We start from the raw sequence: 21,852 nt of genomic DNA, 5'->3' as shown, positions 1-21,852 counted from the left end.
CCGTGCGCCACTTCGCGTACCTGACCGACGACGACCGCGAGCGGCTGTTCGCCGTCCCCCCGGGGGACGTCGGCCCGGCGACCCAGCGCGGCATGCTCGCTCTGGCACTCGGCGCCACGCTCTACAGTCCCGGCACCCGGCCGGCGCTCGACGCCGACGCCGAGCGGGCCGCCTTGATCGGTGCCACCAGCGTGGTCTGGTGCCTGGAGGACGCCATCCCGCACACCGAGGTCCGCGCCGCGGAGGCCAACGTGGTGGCCGCGCTGCAGCGGCTGCACCAGCGGGCCGGCGACGGCGGGGACCCGCCGCTGCTGTTCGTCCGGGTGCGCACCCCCGAGCAGATCCGCTCGATCGCGCTCGCCGCCGGCCCCGCCCTGGCCCGGCTCACCGGCTTCAGCCTGCCCAAGGCCACCGGGGCCACGCTGGGTCCGATGCTGGCGGCGGTGGCCGAGGTCAGCGCCGCGACCGGCCACCCGCTCTACGGCATGCCGATCCTCGAGACCGCCGACCTCGCCTGGCGGGAGACCCGCGCCGGAGCCCTGGCCGCGCTGGCCGACGTCGTGGGGACCCACCGCGAGCACGTGCTGTGCCTGCGCGTCGGCGGCACCGACCTGTCGGGGCTGTTCGGCCTGCGCCGCGACCGCGACACCACCATCTGGGACGTCGCCGTCGTCCGTGACTGCCTGGCCGACGTGGTCAACCGGTTCACCCGGGGCGGCGAGCACGTGGTCACCGGTGCGGTGTGGGAGCACATCCCCGGCCCCAGGCTGTTCAAGCCGCAGCTGCGCTCCACGCCGTTCAGCGACCAGCACGAGGGCCCGCTGCGGCAGCGGATGATCGACGGCGACCTCGACGGGCTGATGCGCGAGGTGGCGCTGGACAAGGCCAACGGCGTGCTGGGCAAGACGGTGATCCACCCGTCGCACGTGTCGGTGGTCAACGCGCTGCTCACCGTCTCCCGGGACGAGTACGACGACGCCCTCGAGGTGCTCATGGCCCGCGGCCGCGGCGGCATCGCGGTGTCCGGCCACGGGCGGATGAACGAGGTCGGGCCGCACGCGCTGTGGGCGGAGCTGGTCAGCCGCCGCGCCGCGGTCTACGGCGTGGTCGCCGACGAGGCCGCGCTGGTCGAGCTGCTCTCGGCCGGGCAGCGCCGCCTGGCCGAGGTGTTCGCGGCGGGGGAGGCCCGGCGCCCGTGACGGCCGTGCTCGCAGGTGCCCCCGGTCTGGGCGGCACGGTCTCCTCGCTGCTCGGGGTCGGCGTGGCCAGCGACCCCACCCGCTTCGCCGCGCTGTGCGGCCTGGCGCTGCGCGACAACCCGCGCCGCGCCCACCTGGTGGTCTCCCGCGTGCTCGGCAAGCACGTGCCGGTGGCCCCTGCCGAGGTGCTCGCCACCGGGCACGCGGTCGGCGACGCCGTGGCCGCCGTCCTCGGCGACGACGTCCCCGGCCTGGTCGTCGGCTACTGCGAGACGGCCACCGGCCTCGGCCACGCGGCCGCGGCGCGCCTCGGCGCGGCCTACCTGCACACCACCCGGCGGGTGCACCCCGGCGTGCCGGTGGCCGCCGCGTTCGAGGAGGAGCACTCGCACGCCGTCGCCCACGCGCTGCAGCCGGCCGGACCGGTCGGGCTCGGCGCCCCCGGCGCGCTGGTCCTGGTCGACGACGAGCTGACCAGCGGCCGCACCGCGCTGAACACCGTCGCCGAGCTGCAGGCCCGCTGGCCGCGCGAGCGCTACGTCGTCGCCACGCTGCTCGACGCCCGCACCGAGGCCGCCCGGGCCGCGTTCGCCGGGCGGGCCGCGGCGCTGGGCGTGCGGGTCGACGTCGCCGCCGTGCTGACCGCCGAGCTGGTGCTGCCCGCCGACGTCCTGGAGCGGGCCGCCGCCGCCCGCGCCGCGCTGCCCGGCCCGGCGCCCGCACCCGCCGGCGCGCCGGGCACCGTCGTCGGCCACGAGGGCCTGTGGCCGGCCGGCGTGCCCACCACCGCCCGGCACGGCCTGACCCCGGCCGGCACCGGGCGGCTGCACGCGGCGGCCGACGCCGTCGCCGCGGCGCTCGCGCCCGCGCTGGCCGGCAGCCGCGGCGTCCTGGTGCTCGGCACCGAGGAACTGCTGTACGCGCCCACCGTGGCCGCCGCCCGGCTGGCCGGCCGGCTGCCCGGCGTCCCCGTCACCACCCAGTCGACCACCCGGAGCCCCGTGCACGCCGCCGACGACCCCGGCTACGCCCTGCGCCGCAGCCTCGCCTTCCCCGCGCCCGACGACCCGTCGCGGCTCTCCCGGGTGCACAACCTCGCCGACCCGGCCGCCGTCCCCGCCGCCGGCCCGTGGTCCGACCTGCGCGCCGACGACGTGGTGGTCGTCGCCGACGCGCCGGCCGCCGACTGCACGTCGCTGGCCGAGGCGCTGCGCCCCTTCGCCGCCCGCGCGGTGCACCTGGTGACCGTGCCGGTCGCGGAGCCCGCCCCGTGACGGCGCTGCAGGCCCTCGCGCCCGCCGTCCCCGGCCGGTTCGGCTCCTATGCGCCCGAGGAGGTGACCTGGTTGCTCACCGACCTGTCCGCGGTCGCCCTCGAGCGCGGCACCGAGGACCGCGAGGAGGCCATCCAGTCGGGCACCCACTACTCGGAGATGCTGCCGGTCGAGTACCAGCCCGACGCGGCCTACCTGGCGCTCTTCGACGCGGCGCTCGAGGCCTCGGCGGGCCGGCTGGCCGACGCCGTCGCCCGGGTCGGCGAGCGGGTGTGGGACGCCGCGGCCGCGCACGGGGAGACCCCGGTGCTGGTGTCGCTGGCCCGCGCGGGCACGCCGATCGGGGTGCTGCTGCGCCGCTGGTACCGCGCCTCCCGCGGGGTCGACGTGCCGCACTACACGATCTCGATCATCCGCGGCCGCGGCATCGACGAGGTGGCGCTGGCGCACGTGCTGGCCCGCCACCCGGCCGCCGCCGTGCGCTTCGTCGACGGCTGGACCGGCAAGGGCGCCATCCAGCGCCAGCTCACCGATGCCGTCGCCGGCTGGGTCGACGCGCACCCGGCGGACGCCGCCCTCGACGACCGGCTGGCCGTCCTCGCCGACCCCGGCGGCTGCACGGAGCTGCACGGCACCCGCGACGACTTCCTGATCCCCAGCGCCTGCCTCAACAGCACGGTGTCGGGGCTGGTGTCGCGCACGGTGCTGCGCGACGACCTCATCGGCCCCGGCATGTTCCACGGCGCGAAGTACTACGCCGAGCTCGCCGGGTCCGACGTGTCGGCGCGGTTCGTGGACACCGTGGCCGCCGCCTTCCCCGCCGCCCTGCCCGCCGGCGATGCCCCGCCCGGCGCGCGCACGCCCACCTGGGCCGGCTGGGCGGCGGTGGAGCGGATCGCCGCGGCGCACGGCATCGCCGACGTCAACCTGGTCAAGCCGGGGGTGGGGGAGACCACCCGGGTGCTGCTGCGCCGCGTGCCCTGGCAGGTGCTGGTCCGCCCCGACCGGGCCGAGGACCTGCGGCACGTCGCCGCGCTGGCCCGCGCCCGCGGGGTGCCGCTGGTCGGCGTCCCCGACCTGCCGTACTCCTGCGTCGGGCTGATCCGGCCGGTGCGCCGGTGACGGCGGTGCTGCCGGCGACGCTGGCCGCCGTCGACCTCGACCGCACGCTCATCTACTCCGCCGCCGCGGCCGGGGACACCGCCGGCCTCGAGGTCGTCGAGTTCCTCGACGGCGCCCCGCTCTCGCACGCCACCCCGGCCTCGTGGGAGCTGCTCGCCGAGCTCGCCGGGCGGGCGCTGCTCGTCCCGGTGACCACCCGCACCGTGGCGCAGTACGAGCGGGTGCGGCTGCCCGTGGTGCCCCGGTACGCGCTGTGCGGCAACGGCGGGGTGCTGCTCGCCGACGGCGTGCGCGACCCCGGCTGGGACGACTGGGCGGCCGGCGTGGCCGGGCGCGCGGCACCGCTGCCGGAGCTGCTCGGCCTGCTCGGGGCGGTGGCCGGGCAGCCCTGGGTCCGCACCGTGCGCGCCGCGGAGGACCTGTTCTGCTACCTCGTGGCGCACGCCCGCGACGCCATCCCGGCCGGCTGGCTGGCCGACACCGCGGCCGCCGCGTCCGCCGCGGGCGCCACGCTGAGCGTGCAGGGTCGCAAGGTCTACCTCGTCCCGGCCGGGCTGTCGAAGGCCGCCGGGCTGCTCCGGCTGCGCCGGCTGCTCGCGGGGGAGGGGCCGGCGCCGCGGCTGCTGTGCGCCGGCGACAGCCTGCTCGACGCGCCGATGCTGCTGGCCGCCGACGCCGCCGTCCGGCCCGCGCACGGCGAGCTGCACGAGCAGGGCTGGACCGGCGCCCGGGTCGCGGTCACCGCGGCCACCGGCGCCGCGGCCGGCGAGGAGATCGTCCGCTGGCTGATCGCCCGGGCCTAGTCGGCCCGGGCGGTGCGCACCAGGCCGGCCAGCCCGCGCTCGATCGAGGTCGCCTCGCGCAGCACCGCGCCGACGTCGGGCCGCTCGGCGCGCGCCGCCTCCTCCAGCGGGGGCAGCCGCCGGGCGAGCTCCTCGAAGGTGCGGCGGAAGCGGCGGGCCCGCTCCTCGGGCAGGCCGGCGAGGAACCGGCGGGCGTCGACCAGCGCGCGCTGCACGTCGGTCAGCAGCGCCCGCGGGTCGGCGGCCACGGCGTCGAGCTGCTCCAGGCGCCCGGTGGCCGCGCGGACCTCGTCGTCGACCCGGCCGGCCGCCGTCCGCACCCGGGCGAGCAGCGCGGCCGCGGCGGGGACGTCGAGCACGCGGGCGGCGAGGACGTCGTCCAGGCCGGCCAGCGCGGCGTCCACCTCGCGGAGCGCCTCGGCCGCCCGCTGCGGCGCCCGCTCGACGTCGGCCCAGGCCGAGAGCGGGTAGCGCCGCCGCAGCTCGCTCATCACCGGCGCGAGCCGCTCGTGCCGGGTGCCCAGCGCCTCCCGCCGGGTGTGCACCGAGGCGGCGCCGCGGCGCACGTCGGCGGCGCGGCCGGGCAGCGCCCGGGCCCGCTCGGCGACCGACGCGGCGGTCCGCCGCGCCTCCTCGGCGGCGGTGCCGGCCGCGCCGGCGCGGCGGGCGGCCAGCTCGGCCTCCGCCGTCGCGGCCGCGGCCCGGGCCCCGGCGAGGGCGGCATCCAGCGCGGGGTCGGCCAGCCCGGCGGCAGCGGCCTCGTCGAGCGCGGCGCGGGCGGTGGCGACCGCGTCGCGGGCCGCGGACACCGTGCGGCCGGCCCCGGCGCGGGCGCTCGAGGCGGCGGTGAGCGCCGCTCCGTACTGCTCGCGGAAGCGCAGCACCTGGGCGAGCACCTCGCGCAGCGCGTCGGCGGCCCGGCCGAGCTCGGCGGTGGCGGCGCGGGCCGGTCCCGACTCGGTCGCGGCGTCCGCGTCGTGGTTGGAAAGCGCCTGCAGATAGTGTCCAATGACCGCGTCGGCGTGGGCGGAGAGGTCCCGCCAGTCACGGGTCAACGAGTCGGGGGCGGATGCGTCGTGGTGGGCCCGGCCTCCGCGCGGCGCCGCCGCGGTGTCCCGGGCAGCCTCCTCCGCACGCTCCTCGGCGACGGCCACCGCGTCGGGCAGGTCGCTGAGGGCCGCGTCGAGCTCCAGCATCGCCGCGGCCGCCGCCTCGCGCGCCGCGGCGGCCCGGCGCCGGGCGGCGTCCGCGTCGCGGCGCCACCAGCGGGGAGCCGCACCGGAACCGAGCCCGGCCATCAGCGCCTCCCGTTGCCGTCCGCCGGGGGCCTGCGCGCCCCGGCGGCCGATGGATACCACGTCCGGCGGCCCCCCGGCGGTGGAGCGCCCGGGCGCGCGGACGGCGGGAGGCGCCCCGGCCGCTGACCCGGCGCCCCGTCCCCTCGCGAGGGGAGTGGGGAACACCGCCTCCCCGGGTCGCGTTGACACCGCGACCTGGGTTCCCGGCCGACCCCGGCCCGGTCGACCCCCAGTCGTCGCCGCCGGAACCCCTCCGGCGGTGGAGAGGAACCCCCCTGATGCTCCGCTACTTCGGCTTCTCCGTCTTCCTGACGGTGGCCGCACTCGTCACCGCCGTGGTCTTCGGCGGCCCGGCCGCCCTGCTCGCGGTCGCCGTCCTCGGTGTGCTCGAGGTCTGTCTGTCGTTCGACAACGCCGTGGTCAACGCCAAGGTGCTGCGCCGGATGAGCCCGCTGTGGCGCAAGCTGTTCCTCTACGTCGGCATCTTCATCGCCGTGTTCGGCATGCGGCTGCTGCTGCCGATCGTGCTGGTCGCCATCACCGCGCAGCTGTCCATCCCCGAGGTGTGGGACCTCGCGCTCACCGACCAGCAGGCCTACGGCGAGAACGTCGAGTCCGCCGCGGAGGCCATCTACACCTTCGGTGGCATCTTCCTGCTGATGATCTTCCTGAACTTCCTCTTCGACGAGGAGCGGGAGATCCACTGGCTGACCTGGCTGGAGCGGCCGCTGGCCAAGGCCGGCAAGCTGCCCTACCTCGGCGTGATCATCGCGCTGGCGGTCATCTACGTCGGCTCGCAGATGGCCGACGACGACAAGTACGCCACCGTGCTGGTCTCCGGCATCGCCGGCCTGTTCACCTACCTGCTCATCGGCGGCATCAACGAGATGCTCGAGGCGCCGGAGATGGACGACGAGGACGACGTGACCGCCACCGGCGGGACCGCCTCCTCTGGCGCCGGTGCCGGCGGGACGGCGACCAAGGCCGTCGCGGGCGCCGGCCTGGCGGCGTTCCTCTACCTCGAGGTGCTCGACGCGTCGTTCTCCTTCGACGGCGTCATCGGCGCGTTCGCCATCAGCAGCGACATCTTCATCATCGCGCTGGGCCTGGGCATCGGCGCCTTCTGGGTGCGGTCGCTGACCATCTACATGGTCGACAAGGGCACCCTCGACGAGTACCGCTACCTCGAGCACGGCGCGATGTGGGCCATCGGCTTCCTCGCCGCGATCATGATCCTCGAGCTGCGCTTCCACATCAGCGAGTACGTCACCGGCCTGACCGGCCTGCTGTTCATCATCGCCGCGGTGATCAGCAGCGTCCTGGCCACCCGCAAGGAGCGCGCCGAGGTGCCCGCCCGCACCGAGCAGGAGCGCGACGAGGTGACCGTCGGGCGCTGACCGGACGGCCCGACCGGCGGCCCCGGGGCAGCAGCCCCGGGGCCGCCGGTGTGTCCGCGGCGCGGGACCTACCGTCCTGGCGGGGCGGACCGATACGGTCCCGCGCGGTCCCCGACCCGTCCCGCGAGAGGAACCCGTGGCACAGCTCACCGCGCACAAGCGCGTCCTGCACGCCGACCTGCAGGGCGACCGCATCCGGGCCGCCAGCGGCTCGATGGTCGCCGTCGAGGGCAACGTCGACTTCAAGAGCGCCGGCATGGGCGGTGGCGGCGGCATGCGCGCGGCGCTCAAGCGCGCCGTCGCCGGGGAGAGCATCTCGCTCATGGACTGCACCGGCCACGGCCGGGTCTACCTGGCCCTCGACGCCATGGACGTGCTCGTCGTCGACCTCGCCGGCGACACGCTCACCGTGGAGAGCGAGCACATCCTGGCGCACACCGAGCAGCTGCGCCTCGACGTCCAGTTCGCGGGCCTGCGCGGCGTCACCAGCGGCCAGGGCCTGGCCACCACCACCGTCACCGGGCACGGCCAGGTGGCGCTCGTCTCCGAGGGCCCCGTCATGGCGCTGGAGGTCGCGCCCGGCCAGGACCTCGTGGTCGACCCCGACGCCTACGTCGGCTCCCGCGGCCAGCTGTCGATGAACCTGGTCAGCGGCGTGTCGTGGAAGTCCCTCGTGGGGGAGGGCTCGGGCGAGCCCTTCTCCCTCCGCTTCACCGGGCACGGCCTGGTGCTCGTCCAGTCCTCGGAGCGCTGACCCGTGCCGTTCGAAGAGGTCAACAGCAAGGTCGTGCGCGCGCGGGTGAGCCCGGCGTCGCCGGTGCTCGCGCGGCGGGGGGCGATGCTCGGCTACTCGGGACAGGTCACCTTCCGCCCGGTCCACGGCCAGGGCCGCGGCATCGGCGGCATCGCCGGCGCCGCGCTGTCGGGGGAGTCCAACCCGATGATGGCCACCGAGGGCCAGGGCGAGGTGCTCTACGGCTACAAGGGCCTGCACGTGACCGTGCTGGAGCTCGACGGCGCCGCGCCGCTGGTCTGCGAGGCCGACCGGCTGCTGGTGCACGACGCCGGCCTGCAGACCAGCGTGCAGTTCCTCGGCTCGGGCGGGATCAAGCAGGCGATCGGCGGCGCCATGACCGGTCAGGGGCTGTTCACCACCAACGTGCACGGCCGCGGGTCGGTGGCGCTGCTGTCCCACGGCGGCGCGTTCCCGCTGCAGCTCAACGGCACCCAGGTCGGCGTCGACCCGCAGGCCTACGTCGGGCACGTCGGGCAGCTCACCGTGGACCTCGCCGCCAGGGTGGGCTTCCGCGACGTGGTCGGCCGGGGCTCCGGCGAGGCCTTCCAGCTGAGGATCGGCGGCTACGGCACCGTGTACGTGCAGGCCAGCGAGCAGAAGTTCTGAGGACGGCGAGATGACGTACCCGCCCGGCAACCCCTACGGCGGCCAGCCCGGCCCCGGCGGCAACCCCTACGGACAGCCGCAGCCCGGCTACGGGCAGCCCCCACCGGGCTACGGGCAGCCCCCGCCCGGCTACGGCCAGCCGCCTCCCGGCTACGGGCAGCCGCCTCCCGGCCACGGGCAGCCCCAGCCCGGGTACGGCGGCCCGCCGCAGCCGGCCGCCGGCCCCACCGGGACCACGCTGAACCCGCAGACCCTCCCGGACGACGACAACGTCAACCCCTACGTCTTCTGCGTCTCGCTCAGCGGCGACTGGTTCATGAGCAAGGGCGCGATGCTCGCCTACTACGGCAACGTGCGCTTCGAGGCCGTCACCGAGTACTCCTCGGTGCAGGGGTGGGTGGCCGCCCGGTTCTCCAGCCCGGTCTACGTGCAGGACTGGGTGGTGGCCACCGGGCACGGCAAGGTGCTCATCGGCGACCGCGGCTTCGACCTCAACGCCTACGACCTCGACGACGGCAACCTGACGATCAAGGCCAACAACCTCTGCGCGTTCTCCCCGCAGCTGGAGCTCAAGCAGTCGATCGTCCCCGGCTTCGTCACCCTCATCGGCACCGGCAAGTTCATCGCCTCGTCCAACGGGCCGGTGATCTTCGTCGAGCCGCCGTTCCGGGCCGACCCCGAGGCACTGCTGGGGTGGGCCGACTGCCCGTCGCCGTCGGTGCACCACGACGCGCAGTGGATGACGCAGAACATCCGCGCCATGGTCTCCGGCGCGCTCGGCCGGGCCTCGGGCGAGGAGCGGCAGTACGACTTCACCGGGACGGGCACGATCCTCCTGCAGTCCTCCGAGGTGGCCCGGGAGGACCCGGCGGTGCTCCGGCTGGTGGAGTCGCAGACCCAGCTGCTCACCCCCAGCCAGGCCGGCTCCCTGGGCCAGCGGCTGGTCGCCCGGGCGCAGCAGCAGCACTGAGCGGTGGCTTCCGCCCCGGCGCGCGTCCCGGGGCGGGGAGTCACCGCTCCACTACCCTCGGGGACCCATGCGGCCCGCCGACCTCGCCCTGCTGCGCACCCCGGGCGTGCCGGCCGTCTCCCCGGACGGGCGCATCGCCGTGGTGGCCGTCGAGCGGCCCGACCCCGGCAGCGACGGGTACCGCGCCCAGCTCTGGGCCGTCCCCACCGACGGGTCCGCGCCGGCCCGGCCGCTCACCTCCGGCGCCCGCGACTGCGCGCCGGCCTTCTCCCCGGACGGCCGGTGGCTGGCGCACCTGTCCGCCCGGCCCGGCGAGCCCGCGCAGCTGCACCTGCTGCCCACCGCCGGCGGGGCGCCGCGCAGTCTCACCGACCTGCCGCTGGGCGCCGGGGTCCCGGTCTGGTCGCCCGACTCGCGCCGGCTGGCCTTCACCGCCCGCCTGCCCGGGCCCGGCGCCGGGACGCCGCGGCTGCTCACCCGCCTGCCGCTGCGGCCGGACGAGGGCCCGCCGCGCCGCGTGTTCGTCGTCGCCCTGCCCGGCGACCCCGACGACGACGCCGTGCCGCTGCCCGCGCCGCGCGAGGTGACCGACGGCGGCGGGGACGACGCCGACGTCGCGTGGTCGCCCGACGGCGGCACGCTGGCCTTCGTCTCCGCCCGGCACGCGCGCGCGGGCCGCGACCTCGTCCGCGACGTCTACCTGGTCCCGGCCGCCGGTGGGGAGCCGCGGCGGGTCACCCGGGGCCGGGGCGAGTGCCGGCTGCCGGCCTTCGGGCCCGACGGCCGCACGCTGTACGCGACCGCCCGCCCCGACCTCGGCCCGGCCGGGCTCGACCTCGGGACCGGCGGGCCGACGCTGTGCCGCGTGCCCGTCGCCGGCGGGGCGCTCGAGCCGCTGCTGGCCGAACCCCGCGCCGACGAGACGCCGACGACGGTGCTGGCCGGCGGCGCGGCGCTGCTCGGCGTCGCCCGGCGCGGGGCGGTGGAGCTGCTGCGGGTGCCGCTGGACGGCGGGCCGGCCGAGACGCTGGTCGAGGGACCCTTCACCGTCCGCGGGGTCGCGGCCGCGGGCGGGGTCGTCGTCGCCACCGTGGCGCACGACCGGTCGGCGGGGGAACTGGTCGCGCTCACCCCGGGCCGGCGGCGGCTGCTCACCGGCTTCGGCCGCGCGCTGGGTGCCACCGGGCGGCTGCACCGGGCGGCCGGGCTCGAGACGCCTCCCGGCGGGCGGGTCACCGTGCCCGGCGGTCCCGGGCCGCACCCGGTGCTGCTGGTGCTGCCCGGCGGCGGGTGGTGCCTGCGCGAGGACGTCCAGGTGCTGGTGTCGGCCGGGTACGCCGTCGTCCAGGGCGACCCGGACGACGTGCCCGCCGCGACGGCCCTGCTCGACGCGGCGGTGACCGGGCGCCCGCTGGACGCCGGCCGGGTCGGCGTCCTGGCCACCGGGGAGGCCGCCGGCACGGCGCTGCGGCTGCTGGCCGGGCCGGGCCGCGTGGCCGCCGCCGTGGTCGAGCGCCCCCCGGCCGGCAGCCTGCCCGACGACCTCGACGCGGTGCGCACCCCGCTGCTGGTGGTCGCCGCCGAGGACGACCGGGACTGGCCGCCCGGGGAGGGGCCGCGGCTGTTCGCCGCGCTGCAGCGCCGGGGCGTGCCGAGCGAGCTGCTGCTCCTGCCCGGGGACCGGCCCGGCGACCGGGCGGCCCGGCTCGAGCACCTGCTGCGCTGGTGGGACCGCTGGCTGCCGGCGGGCCAGGGCGCGGAGCAGGCGCCGGCCGGGGCCTCGCCGGCCACGGGCACCGGCCCGGAGGGGAGCCGGGCCCCCTAGGGTCGGGGGGACACGTCCGCAGCTCGGAGTGCAGGCACCCACCGCCGGGTGACCTGCGAGGAGGGCTCCCTTGGTCGACTACACGAAGCGTCCCAAGTCCCCGGCGCAGCAGCCGCCGCCGGCGCAGCCTCCGGGCCAGCCGTACGGGCAGCCGCCGCCTCCGCAGGCCGGCGGCGTGAACATGAGCAAGGTGTCGCTGACCAAGTCGGCGCCCTCGGTCTCGCTGACCAAGACGGCCGGCACCACGGGGGTCCTGAGGGTCAACCTCAACTGGAACTCCAGGCCCGCCGACGCAGGTGGCGGCGGCTTCCTCAAGCGCCTGGCCTCAGCGGCCGGCGGCGGCGCGATCGACCTGGACCTCGGCTGCCTCTACGAGTACGCCGACGGCTCCAAGGGCGTCATCCAGGCGCTGGGGAACGCCTTCCGCGGGCAGCACTCGCTGGGCGGCGGGCAGTCGATCGCGTGGCTGGACGGCGACGACCGGTCCGGTCGCAGCACCGGTGGCGAGAACCTGATGGTCGACCTGCAGTACACCCAGCTGATCCGCCGCATCCTCGTCTTCGCGCTGATCTACGAGGGCGTGCCCAACTGGGGCCAGGCCGACGCCGTGGTGACGATGTTCCCGGCGAACGGGCCGCAGATCGAGGTGCGCCTCGACGAGCACGACCCCCGCGCCCGCATCTGCGCGATCGCGATGCTGGAGAACCGGGGTGGCGAGCTCGTCGTCAACCGCGAGGTGCGCTACGTGCACGGCGGCCAGGACGTCCTCGACCGCACCTACGGCTGGGGCATGGACTGGACGCCCGGCCGCAAGTGAGCCGCTGACCGGCCCGGGTGCGCTGCCCGCCGCCGTCCTGGCAGGGTGACCGGACGACGACGGAGGGGGTCCCCGTGGTGGAGCGCCGGCTGCCCCGCTGGTCCGAGCTGAGGGAGCTGGCCCGCCCGCGCCCTCGCGCCGGCGACGCCACCGACCGCCGGCTGGCCGGCGCCGCCGACATCGGCGACCTGCGCGAGCTCGCCCGCCGCCGGGCGCCGCGGGCCGTCTTCGACTACACCGACGGCGCCGCCGGAGCGGAGATCAGCCTGCGGCGCTCCCGCGAGGCGTTCCAGCGGGTCGAGTTCCGCCCCAGCGTGCTGCGCGACGTCTCCGCCGTCGACCCCTCGACCGTGCTGCTGGGCCGCCCGTCGGCCCTGCCGCTGGCGTTCGCGCCGACCGGCTTCACCCGGCTCATGCACGCCGAGGGCGAGACGGCGGTGGGCCGGGTGGCCGAGCGGGTCGGCATCCCGCACGCCCTGTCGACCATGGGGACCACGACGATCGAGGAGCTGGCGGCCGCCGCGCCCGGCGTGCGCCGCTGGTTCCAGCTGTACCTCTGGCGCGACCGCGAGGCGAGTGCCGCGCTCGTCGAGCGGGCCGCCGCGGCCGGGTACGAGGCGCTGGTCCTCACCGTCGACACGCCGGTGGCCGGGCCGCGGCTGCGCGACGTCCGCAACGGCTTCACCATCCCGCCGGCGCTGACCGCCCGGACCGTCGCCAACGCCGCCGTCCACCCCCGCTGGTGGATCGACCTGCTCACCACCGAGCCGCTCCAGTTCGCCTCGCTGCGCTCGTGGGGCGGCACGGTCGCCGAGCTCGCCGACCGCGTGTTCGAGCCGGCCGCGACGCTGGCCGACGTCCGTGCGCTCCGGGCGACGTGGGCGGGTGCGCTGGTGGTCAAGGGCGTGCAGACGGCGGAGGACGCGCGGGCGGTCGTGGACGCCGGGGCGGACGCGGTGGTCGTCTCCAACCACGGCGGCCGCCAGCTGGACCGGGCACCCACGCCCCTGGAGGAGCTGCCCGCGGTGGTGCGGGCGGTCGGCGACCGCGCCGAGGTCTACCTCGACGGCGGGATCCTGGACGGCGCCGACGTGGTGGCCAGCGTCGCCCTCGGGGCCCGCGGCTGCCTGGTGGGCCGCGCCTACCTCTACGGGCTCATGGCCGGGGGCGAGCGCGGGGTGCAGCGGGCCGCCGACATCCTGGCCCGGGAGGTCACCCGGACGCTGCAGCTGCTCGGCGTGACGTCGATCGCCGAGCTGACGCCGGACCGGGTGCGCCTGCGCGCCTGAGCCCGCCGGTTGCCGCACCCACCTGCGGGTTCCTAGGGTGCGGCGATGGACGTCGTCGAGGTCGTTCCCACGTTCGAGCAGTACGCGTTCACCTTCGGGGGCGTCGCCCCGCTGATGCGGATCAGGCCCGGCACGGCGCTGCGGGTCTGGTCCGACGACGCGTTCTGCGGCGCGCTGCAGAAGCCCACCGACCTCTCCTCCGAGAAGGTCGACCTGCGCTTCGTGAACCCGCAGACCGGCCCCTTCTTCGTGGAGGGCGCCGAGCCGGGGGACACCCTGGCGCTGCACCTCGTCGCGATGGAGCCGGCGCGGGACTGGGGCGCGTCGGCGGCGATCCCGTTCTTCGGCGGGCTCACCAGCACCGACCGGGTGGCCACGCTGCAGGAGCCGCTACCGGACACCACGTGGATCTACGAGCTCGACCGCGCCCGGAACACGGTGACGTTCGCGGCCCGGCACACCGACCTGGAGATCGCGCTGCCCGTCGAGCCGATGCTGGGCACCGTCGGCGTCGCCCCGCCCGGCGGCGAGGTGCGCAGCTCGCTGGTGCCCGAGCGGTTCGGCGGCAACATGGACACCCCGCAGATGCGGCCCGGCGCCACCTGCTTCCTCGGCGTCAACGTCGAGGGCGCGCTGTTCTCCGTCGGCGACGGGCACTACCGGCAGGGCGAGGGCGAGGCCTGCGGCACCGCCGTCGAGGGCGCGATGACCACGACCCTGGTCGTCGAGCTCATCAAGGGCGGCGCGCCGCTGTGGCCCCGGATCGAGGACGACACGCACTGGATGACCGTCGGCTCGAGCCGGCCGCTGGAGGACGCGTGGCGGATCGGCCAGGTCGAGCTGGTGCGGTGGTTCGGCGAGCTCTACGGGCTGCACCCGATGGACGCCTACCAGCTGCTGTCGCAGATCACCGAGGTGCCGATCGCCAACGTGGTCGACGCGAACTACAGCACCGTGGTGAAGGCCCGCAAGTCGCTCCTGCCCCGGGCGACCGCCTACGGCGGGCTGCACGACGACCTCCGCCGCCGCGCGGCCACCCTGCGCTGACCCACCTCCGAGAGGACCCCGCATGGACCTGCAGCTCACCGGCTCCCGCGTGCTCGTCACCGGCGGCACCCGCGGCATCGGCCGCGCCGTCGTGGAGACCTTCGTCGACGAGGGCGCCGTCGTGGAGTTCTGCGCCCGCGACGCCGCCGAGATCGAGGCGACGGAGGAGGCGGTCGGCGGCCGGGCGACCGGCGTGCAGCTCGACGTCCGGGACGGGCCGGCGCTGACCGGCTGGGTCGAGGCCGCCGCCGGGCGGCTCGGCGGGCTGGACGCCGTGGTGGCCAACGTGAGCGCGCTGGCGGCGGGCCCGGGGGAGGAGAACTGGTACGCCTCCTTCGAGGTCGACCTCATGCACACCGTCCGGCTGGCCACCGCCGCGCTGCCGCACCTGGAGGCCGGCGGGAACGGCTCGATCGTCGCCGTCTCCAGCGTCTCCGGGCGCGAGGCCGACTTCGCCGCCGGCCCGTACGGGACGATGAAGACCGCGATCGTCGGCTACGTCTCCGGCCTGGCGTTCCAGCTGGCCGGCCGCGGGGTGCGCGCCAACGTCGTCTCGCCGGGGAACACCTACTTCGAGGGCGGCTTCTGGCAGGGCATCGAGCACGGGAACCCGGAGCTGTTCGCCGACTCGCTGGCGCTCAACCCGACCGGCCGCATGGGGACGGCGGAGGAGATGGCCCGCGCCGTGGTCTTCCTGTCCAGCCCGGTGTCGAGCTTCACGACCGGCACCAACCTCGTCGTCGACGGCGCGCTCACCCGCGGCATCCAGCTCTGACCGTCCGGGCGGCCCGGGGCCCGGCGAGGGACTCCCGGGTGACAGCCCGTCGCGGCGGCCGTCCTCCGGGGCTCCGGCGCGCCGAGCCGGAGCCGGGACCCGCAGATCCGGAGCGCCGTCGGCCGGCTTCCCCCGCCGGACGGGAGTAGTCAGACACCGCCGGGCCCCGTCGCCGGAGGAGGTCCACGATGTCCGGTAGCGGCGAGCAGGTCAGGACCCTCGTCCGTCGGCTCGAGGAGGCGATGAACGCCCGCCGGCTCGATGCGCTCGACGACGTCCTGACCCCGGACTTCGTCCGGCACTGCCAGGCGACCCCGGACCTGCGGATCACCAGCCGGGAGCAGTTCACCGACTTCCTGCGACAGGACGCCGCTGCGTTCCCCGACAACGTCCAGACGTTCCGGCACATCCTCGTCGACGGGGACATGGCCGCGATCTGGGCCACGTACGAGGGCACCCAGACCGGGCAGCTGGGACCGTTCCCGCCGTCGGGCAGGAGGGCCCGGTTCGACGTCGCGGGCGTCCTGCGCGTCGCCGACGGGAGGATCGCCGAGCTCTGGATCACGTGGGACAACGTGACGGTGCTCGGCCAGCTCGGTCACCTCCCGGGCGCCTGACCGGTGGCCGGGCGCCGCGCTACCAGCCCCGGGCGTGCCACTCCGGCAGCGAGGGGCGCTCGGCGCCCAGCGTCGTGTCCTTCCCGTGGCCCGGGTAGACCCAGGTGTCGTCGGGCAGCGCGCCGAACAGCCGCTCCTCGACGTCGGCGAGCAGGCTGGCGAAGTCCTCCGGCGACCAGGTCTTCCCGACGCCGCCGGGGAAGAGGCTGTCGCCGGTGAACACGTGCGTGCCGGCGTCGCCCGGGCCGCGCCAGACCAGCGCGATGCTGCCCGGCGTGTGCCCGCGCAGGTGCACCACCTCGAGCACCTGCTCGCCGACCTCCACGGTGTCGCCGTGGGCGACGGTGCGGTGCACCGGCACGGGCAGGTCGCCGGCGTCGGCGGCGTGCGCGACGGTGCGCGCGCCGGTGGCCGCGACGACGTCGGGCAGTGCCCGGTGGTGGTCCCAGTGCCCGTGCGTGGTGACGACGGTGCGCAGGTCGGTGTCGCCGACGAACGCGCGCAACCTGTCGGGCTCGGCCGCGGCGTCGACCAGCAGCGCCTGGCCGGTGGCGGTGTCGCGCAGCAGGTAGGCGTTGTTGGCCATCTCGCTGACCGCGACCTTGCCGATCGTCAGCCCGGGCAGCTCCCGCACGTCGGCCGGGCCACCCACCTCGACGTCCCCGGTGTAGCTCATCGGACCTCCGTTCGAGAACTGTCGGCCACCGCGGTTACGGTCGCCCGCATGGACGCTAGCGGAGCTCCCGGCGGCGCCCGGGTCGTCGGACTGCCCGCCACCGAGCTCGCCGCCCGGGTCCGCGCGGGGGAGCTCTCCGCCGTCGCCGTCGTCCGCGCGCACCTGGCCCACCTCGCCGACGTCGAGCCGCGGATCGGCGCGTTCCGCGTGGTCCGCGGGGAGGCGGCCCTGGCCGAGGCGGCCGCGGTCGACGCGCACCCCGACCGGGCGTCGCTGCCGCTGGCCGGCGTCCCGGTCGCGGTCAAGGACAACGTCGCCGTGGCCGGGGAGACCGCCACCGACGGCGGCGCGGTGACCGGGGCGCGGCCCGCCGCGGCCGACCACCCGGTCGTCGCCCGGCTGCGGGCCGCCGGCGCGGTCGTCGTCGGCATCACCCGGATGCCCGAGCTGGGCCTCTACCCCACGACGGACGGCCCGGGCACGGTCACCCGCAACCCGTGGGACACCGCGCTGTCACCGGGCGGGAGCTCCGGCGGGAGCGCCGCCGCGGTCGCGGCCGGCGTCGTCCCCCTGGCGCAGGGCAACGACGGGCTGGGCTCGCTGCGCCTGCCGGCCGCCGCGTGCGGCCTGGTGACGCTCAAGCCCGGCCGCGGTGTGCTGCCCGCCGGGGTCGGCGCCGACGACTGGTCGGGCATGGTCGTCAACGGCGTGCTGGCCACGACCGTCACCGACGTCGTGCTGGGCACCGCCGTCCTGGCCGGGGAGCCCCCGGTGCCGCCCGCGGACCCGGGCCGGCCGCTGCGGATCGCCGTGGCTCGGCGCTCGCCGCTGCTCGGCGTGCGACCCGACGGGCCGGCCCGCGGCGCGGTCGAGCGGACGGCGCGGCTGCTGCGCGAGGCCGGGCACGCCGTCGTCGAGCGCGACCCGGTGGTCCCGCCGGGCGCCGCGCTCGGCGGGCTCGCCCGCTGGTTCGCCGGCGCGGAGGACGACGCGGCGGCCCTGGGCGTCGACCGGTCGGCGCTGCTGCCGCGCAGCCGCACGCACGCGCGGCTGGGCCGGCTCGCCCGCCGGGCCGGCCTGGTCCGGCCCGCGACCGCCGAGCGGTTCCGCGAGCGGACGGCGGCCTTCTTCGCCGACTCCGACCTCGACGTGCTGCTCTCGCCGATCACCAACGGCCCGCCGCTGCCGGCGCGGCCGTGGCACGAGCGCGGGTTCCTGGTGAACGCCGGCGCCGCGAGCCGCTGGGCGGCGTGGGCGCCGGCGTGGAACCTGGCCGGCGTGCCGGCGGTCGTCGTGCCGGTCGGCACGCGCGCCGAGGGGTCGCCGCTGGCGGTCCAGCTGGTCGGCCCCCCGGGCAGCGAGACGCGACTACTCTGGCTCGCCGGGGAGCTGGAGCGACGGCAGCCCTGGCGCCGCCACGCGCCGGTCTTCGACCCCGCCGGCGGCGGCGCCGGAGCTCCTGCCGGAGCGCCGGCCCCGGCTCCCGCCTGAGCACGCCCGCAGCAGGTCCAACGTCGTACTCGTCACGGATTGCACCCGGGCGGTGACGGCGTTGCCCCCATCGACATCTCGACACCACCCCGCAGGGCCCGGCGAGACCGGCCGGCCCGGCTGAACGACAGGGATCACATTGGACCGTCTCGTCGTCCGCGGCGCCCGTGAGCACAACCTCAAGGACGTCCACATCGACCTGCCCCGCGACGCCCTGATCGTCTTCACGGGGCTGTCGGGGTCGGGCAAGTCGAGCCTGGCCTTCGACACGATCTTCGCCGAGGGCCAGCGGCGCTACGTCGAGTCGCTGTCGGCCTACGCCCGCCAGTTCCTCGGCCAGATGGACAAGCCCGACGTCGACTTCATCGAGGGCCTGTCCCCGGCGGTGTCGATCGACCAGAAGTCGACCAACCGCAACCCGCGGTCGACCGTCGGCACGATCACCGAGGTCTACGACTACCTGCGGCTGCTCTACGCCCGCGCCGGCCAGCCGCACTGCCCCAACTGCGGCAAGCCGATCTCGCGGCAGACGCCGCAGCAGATCGTCGACCAGGTGCTCGCCATGGAGGAGGGCACCCGCTTCCAGGTGCTCGCCCCGGTCGTGCGCGCGCGCAAGGGCGAGTACGTCGACCTGTTCAGCTCGCTGCAGACCCAGGGCTTCTCCCGCGTCCGGGTCGACGGCGTCGTGCACTCCCTGACCGAGCCGCCGAAGCTCAAGAAGCAGGAGAAGCACACCATCGAGGTGATCGTCGACCGGCTGACGGTCAAGGAGAGCGCCAAGCGGCGGCTCACCGACTCCGTCGAGACCGCGCTCGGCCTGGCCGGCGGCCTCGTCGTCCTCGACTTCGTCGACCTGCCCGAGGGCGACCCCGAGCGCGAGCGCACCTTCTCCGAGCACCTGGCCTGCGTCGACGACGGGCTGTCGTTCGAGGCGCTCGAGCCGCGCAGCTTCTCGTTCAACTCGCCGTTCGGCGCCTGCCCCGAGTGCACCGGCATCGGCACCCGCAAGGAGGTCGACCCCGACCTCGTCGTGCCCGACCCGGAGAAGAGCCTCGCCGAGGGCGCCATCGCCCCCTGGGCCGGCTCGATGAGCAACGAGTACTTCCAGCGGCTGCTCTCGGGCCTGGCCGACCAGCTCGGCTTCTCCATGGACACCGCGTGGGAGAGGCTGCCGGCCAAGGTGCAGAAGGCCGTGCTGCACGGCTCGCCCGACCAGGTGCACGTCCGCTACAAGAACCGCTACGGCCGTGAGCGCAGCTACTACGCCGCCTTCGAGGGCGTGCTGCCCTTCCTCGAGCGCCGCCACGAGGACACCGACAGCGACTACATGCGGGACAAGTACGAGGGCTACATGCGCGACGTGCCCTGTCCCGTCTGCCACGGCACCCGGCTCAAGCCGGAGATCCTCGCCGTCAAGCTCAACGACCGCTCGATCGCCGAGGTCACCGGGCTGTCGATCGGCGAGGCCGCCGAGTGGCTGGGCGCGCTGGAGCTGGGGGAGCGCGAGCGGGCGATCGCCGACCGCGTGCTCCGGGAGATCCAGGCCCGGCTGTCCTTCCTCGTCGACGTCGGCCTCGACTACCTGTCCCTCGACCGGCCCGCGGCCACGCTGGCCGGCGGCGAGGCGCAGCGGATCCGGCTGGCCACGCAGATCGGCTCCGGGCTGGTCGGCGTCCTCTACGTGCTCGACGAGCCCTCGATCGGGCTGCACCAGCGGGACAACACCCGGCTGATCGAGACGCTGGTCCGCCTGCGCGACATGGGCAACACGCTCATCGTCGTCGAGCACGACGAGGACACCATCAAGACCGCCGACTGGGTGGTCGACATCGGCCCCGGCGCCGGCGAGCACGGCGGCGAGGTGATCGTCAGCGGCACCGTCGACGACCTGCTGGCCAGCGAGCGCTCGCTCACCGGGCAGTACCTGTCGGGGCGGATGGAGATCACCGTGCCGAAGGTGCGCCGGCAGCCGCAGCCGGGCCGCGAGCTGGTGGTCAAGGGCGCCCGCGAGCACAACCTCAAGGGCGTCGACGTGACGTTCCCGCTGGGCTGCCTGGTCGGGGTCACCGGGGTGTCGGGGTCGGGCAAGTCCAGCCTGGTCAACGACATCCTCTACACGGTGCTGGCCAACCAGCTCAACCGGGCGCGGATGGTCCCCGGCCGGCACCGCACGGTCACCGGCCTGGAGCACCTGGACAAGGTCGTGCACGTCGACCAGTCGCCGATCGGGCGGACCCCGCGGTCCAACCCGGCCACCTACACCGGCGTCTGGGACCAGGTGCGCAAGCTGTTCGCGCAGACGTCGGAGGCGAAGATCCGCGGCTACCAGCCGGGGCGGTTCTCCTTCAACGTCAAGGGCGGGCGCTGCGAGGCGTGCTCGGGCGACGGCACGCTGAAGATCGAGATGAACTTCCTCCCCGACGTCTACGTGCCGTGCGAGGTGTGCAAGGGCGCCCGGTTCAACCGGGAGACGCTCGAGGTGCACTACAAGGGCAAGACGGTCGCCGAGGTCCTCGACATGCCGATCGAGGAGGCCGCGGACTTCTTCGCCGCCATCCCGGCGATCGCGCGGTACCTGCGCACCCTCACCGACGTCGGCCTGGGCTACGTGCGGCTCGGGCAGCCGGCCACCACGCTGTCCGGCGGCGAGGCGCAGCGGGTGAAGCTGGCCAGCGAGCTGCAGAAGCGGTCCAACGGCCGCAGCGTGTACGTCCTCGACGAGCCGACCACCGGTCTGCACTTCGAGGACATCCGCAAGCTGCTGATGGTGCTGCAGGGCCTGGTCGACAAGGGCAACTCGGTGATCGTCATCGAGCACAACCTCGACGTCATCAAGAGCGCCGACTGGCTGATCGACATGGGCCCCGAGGGCGGGTTCCGCGGCGGCACGGTCGTGGCCGAGGGGCCGCCGGAGTTCGTCGCGTCGGTGCCCGAGTCGCACACCGGCCGCTACCTGGTGCCGCTGCTCGACCCGGCGGCGGTCGAGGCGGCCGCGGCCGGCCCGAAGAAGCGGGCCACCCGCAAGCGCGCCAGCTGACCTCCGTCGACGGCGCCGGTCCCGGGTCCCGGGCCGGCGCCGTCGTGCGTCCCGGGTCAGCCGCGCCGGCGTCGCCGTCCGCGGACGGTGAGTGCGGCGACGGCGAGCAGCACCACCGCGCCCACGCCGGGCAGCACCCAGCCCGGCAGGCCGTCGGCGTCCGAGGACGCGGAGGCCGGGTCCGTGCCGGGGTCCGCGGGTGACTCCGGAGCCGGCGACGGGGTGGGCACGGCCGTGGTCGGCGACGGCGGGGTCGGCGAAGCCGTCGTCGGCGACGGCGAGGTCGGCAGCGGCGTGGTGGACATCGGCGTGGCCGGCGCGTGCTCGAACGTGAACGTGCCGTCCAGGGGGTGACCGTCGGCGGCGACCGCCGACCAGGTGACCGTGTGCCGGCCCGCCGCGGTCAGGACGACGGGTGCGGTGAGCACCGCGCCGTCGTGCGCCACCGCGCCGGCGCCGACGGGCGTGCCGTCGGGCCCGGTCACCGTGACGTCGCCACCGAGCACGCTCGCGGTGAAGGTCAGGGTGACCGCCTGGGGGGTGGTCGTCACGGTGCTGTCGGCCGCGGGCTCGGTGGCGCGCAGGCCGGTGTGCGCCGAGGCCGTCGCCGGGGCGGCGAGCACCAGCCCGAGGGCCAGCACGACGACGGCGGACAGGCGCGCGAGGGCGGAGCGGCGGGCGGCCGGTGGCACGGGACCTCCAGGGGGAGCGGGTGTCGCGTCCTGGTCGTCCGGGACGCCGTCCTGGTTCCCGGCCGTCCGCGCCGGCCGGTCGCCCGGGCGGGCACTTGAGCGGAACCGACCAGGCCCCGTAT

19 protein-coding genes are annotated in these 21,852 nt (G+C 76.2%); 16 read left to right on the top strand and 3 right to left on the bottom strand.

Features of this window, described 5'->3' with window-relative positions; all coding sequences use genetic code 11:
* Positions 1-2: 2 nt before the first annotated feature.
* From BMZ33_RS13320 to BMZ33_RS13305, 4 genes are read left to right on the top strand one after another with little or no spacing between them, the layout of a single operon-like run.
* Positions 3-1,199 (top strand): HpcH/HpaI aldolase/citrate lyase family protein, encoded by a 1,197-nt coding sequence (locus BMZ33_RS13320; protein WP_091111216.1) that lies wholly within the window; start codon positions 3-5, stop codon positions 1,197-1,199.
* The gene (locus BMZ33_RS13315) at positions 1,196-2,473 is read left to right on the top strand and encodes a phosphoribosyltransferase domain-containing protein (protein ID WP_169064285.1); all 1,278 of its coding nucleotides are present in this window, start codon (positions 1,196-1,198) and stop codon (positions 2,471-2,473) included. The genes BMZ33_RS13320 and BMZ33_RS13315 overlap by 4 nt, the downstream gene beginning before the upstream one ends.
* A complete protein-coding gene (locus BMZ33_RS13310; RefSeq protein WP_091111211.1) occupies positions 2,470-3,594 on the top strand; it encodes a cysteine protease StiP family protein in 1,125 nt (374 codons plus the stop codon). Before BMZ33_RS13315 ends, BMZ33_RS13310 begins: the two co-directional genes overlap by 4 nt.
* Positions 3,591-4,397: an HAD family hydrolase gene (locus BMZ33_RS13305; protein WP_169064284.1), complete on the top strand. Its 807-nt coding sequence runs from the start codon at positions 3,591-3,593 to the stop codon at positions 4,395-4,397. The genes BMZ33_RS13310 and BMZ33_RS13305 overlap by 4 nt, the downstream gene beginning before the upstream one ends.
* Here the strand turns inward: BMZ33_RS13305 and BMZ33_RS13300 are convergent.
* Positions 4,394-5,695: a hypothetical protein gene (locus tag BMZ33_RS13300; RefSeq protein ID WP_091111208.1), complete on the bottom strand. Its 1,302-nt coding sequence runs from the start codon at positions 5,693-5,695 to the stop codon at positions 4,394-4,396. The two genes, BMZ33_RS13305 and BMZ33_RS13300, sit on opposite strands and share 4 nt — an antisense overlap.
* Before the next feature lie 278 nt (positions 5,696-5,973).
* Here BMZ33_RS13300 and BMZ33_RS13295 point away from each other — a divergent pair, with 278 nt between their 5' ends.
* The 10 genes from BMZ33_RS13295 (at position 5,974) to BMZ33_RS13250 (ending at position 15,834) form a co-directional block, all read left to right on the top strand.
* Positions 5,974-7,092 carry a DUF475 domain-containing protein gene (locus BMZ33_RS13295; RefSeq protein WP_169064283.1) on the top strand — a complete coding sequence of 373 codons (1,119 nt, stop codon included), beginning with the start codon at positions 5,974-5,976 and terminating at the stop codon, positions 7,090-7,092.
* 136 nt (positions 7,093-7,228) lie between these two features.
* Complete coding sequence (locus BMZ33_RS13290; RefSeq protein ID WP_091111206.1) at positions 7,229-7,846, top strand: AIM24 family protein; 618 nt, start codon at positions 7,229-7,231, stop codon at positions 7,844-7,846.
* 3 nt (positions 7,847-7,849) lie between these two features.
* Positions 7,850-8,494, top strand: coding sequence for an AIM24 family protein (locus BMZ33_RS13285; protein WP_091111203.1), 645 nt, complete (start codon positions 7,850-7,852; stop codon positions 8,492-8,494).
* A gap of 10 nt (positions 8,495-8,504) precedes the next feature.
* Positions 8,505-9,464 carry an AIM24 family protein gene (locus tag BMZ33_RS13280; RefSeq protein ID WP_091111201.1) on the top strand — a complete coding sequence of 320 codons (960 nt, stop codon included), beginning with the start codon at positions 8,505-8,507 and terminating at the stop codon, positions 9,462-9,464.
* A gap of 67 nt (positions 9,465-9,531) precedes the next feature.
* Positions 9,532-11,289, top strand: a complete 1,758-nt coding sequence (locus tag BMZ33_RS13275; RefSeq protein WP_091111199.1) for an alpha/beta hydrolase family protein — start codon at positions 9,532-9,534, stop codon at positions 11,287-11,289.
* Between the two features lie 70 nt (positions 11,290-11,359).
* The gene (locus BMZ33_RS13270; protein WP_091111196.1) at positions 11,360-12,106 is read left to right on the top strand and encodes a TerD family protein; all 747 of its coding nucleotides are present in this window, start codon (positions 11,360-11,362) and stop codon (positions 12,104-12,106) included.
* 74 nt (positions 12,107-12,180) lie between these two features.
* Complete coding sequence (locus tag BMZ33_RS13265) at positions 12,181-13,395, top strand: alpha-hydroxy acid oxidase (RefSeq protein ID WP_091111194.1); 1,215 nt, start codon at positions 12,181-12,183, stop codon at positions 13,393-13,395.
* A 45-nt stretch (positions 13,396-13,440) separates the two neighbouring features.
* Positions 13,441-14,442: an acetamidase/formamidase family protein gene (locus tag BMZ33_RS13260; RefSeq protein ID WP_091111191.1), complete on the top strand. Its 1,002-nt coding sequence runs from the start codon at positions 13,441-13,443 to the stop codon at positions 14,440-14,442.
* A 22-nt stretch (positions 14,443-14,464) separates the two neighbouring features.
* Positions 14,465-15,217: an SDR family NAD(P)-dependent oxidoreductase gene (locus tag BMZ33_RS13255; protein ID WP_091111188.1), complete on the top strand. Its 753-nt coding sequence runs from the start codon at positions 14,465-14,467 to the stop codon at positions 15,215-15,217.
* A 188-nt stretch (positions 15,218-15,405) separates the two neighbouring features.
* Positions 15,406-15,834 (top strand): ester cyclase, encoded by a 429-nt coding sequence (locus BMZ33_RS13250; RefSeq protein ID WP_091111186.1) that lies wholly within the window; start codon positions 15,406-15,408, stop codon positions 15,832-15,834.
* A 19-nt stretch (positions 15,835-15,853) separates the two neighbouring features.
* Here BMZ33_RS13250 and BMZ33_RS13245 read toward each other — a convergent pair whose 3' ends face one another.
* Positions 15,854-16,510 (bottom strand): MBL fold metallo-hydrolase, encoded by a 657-nt coding sequence (locus tag BMZ33_RS13245; RefSeq protein ID WP_091111183.1) that lies wholly within the window; start codon positions 16,508-16,510, stop codon positions 15,854-15,856.
* A 48-nt stretch (positions 16,511-16,558) separates the two neighbouring features.
* Between BMZ33_RS13245 and BMZ33_RS13240 the strand changes: the two genes are divergently transcribed.
* Positions 16,559-18,001 (top strand): amidase, encoded by a 1,443-nt coding sequence (locus tag BMZ33_RS13240; RefSeq protein WP_091111181.1) that lies wholly within the window; start codon positions 16,559-16,561, stop codon positions 17,999-18,001.
* Positions 18,002-18,140: 139 nt separating this feature from the next.
* Entirely contained in the window at positions 18,141-21,038 is a 2,898-nt protein-coding gene (gene uvrA, locus BMZ33_RS13235; RefSeq protein WP_091111178.1) for an excinuclease ABC subunit UvrA, read from the top strand.
* A 56-nt stretch (positions 21,039-21,094) separates the two neighbouring features.
* On the opposite strand, the gene BMZ33_RS13230 is transcribed toward uvrA, so the two are convergent.
* Complete coding sequence (locus BMZ33_RS13230; protein WP_169064282.1) at positions 21,095-21,730, bottom strand: copper resistance CopC family protein; 636 nt, start codon at positions 21,728-21,730, stop codon at positions 21,095-21,097.
* Between the last annotated feature and the right edge of the window lie 122 nt (positions 21,731-21,852).

The sequence above is a fragment of the Geodermatophilus dictyosporus genome, assembly GCF_900115505.1.
Classification (GTDB): Bacteria; Actinomycetota; Actinomycetes; order Mycobacteriales; family Geodermatophilaceae; genus Geodermatophilus; species Geodermatophilus dictyosporus.
The sequence above is the reverse complement of the archived record's forward strand: the minus strand, read 5'-3'. Positions and strand labels throughout refer to the sequence as shown.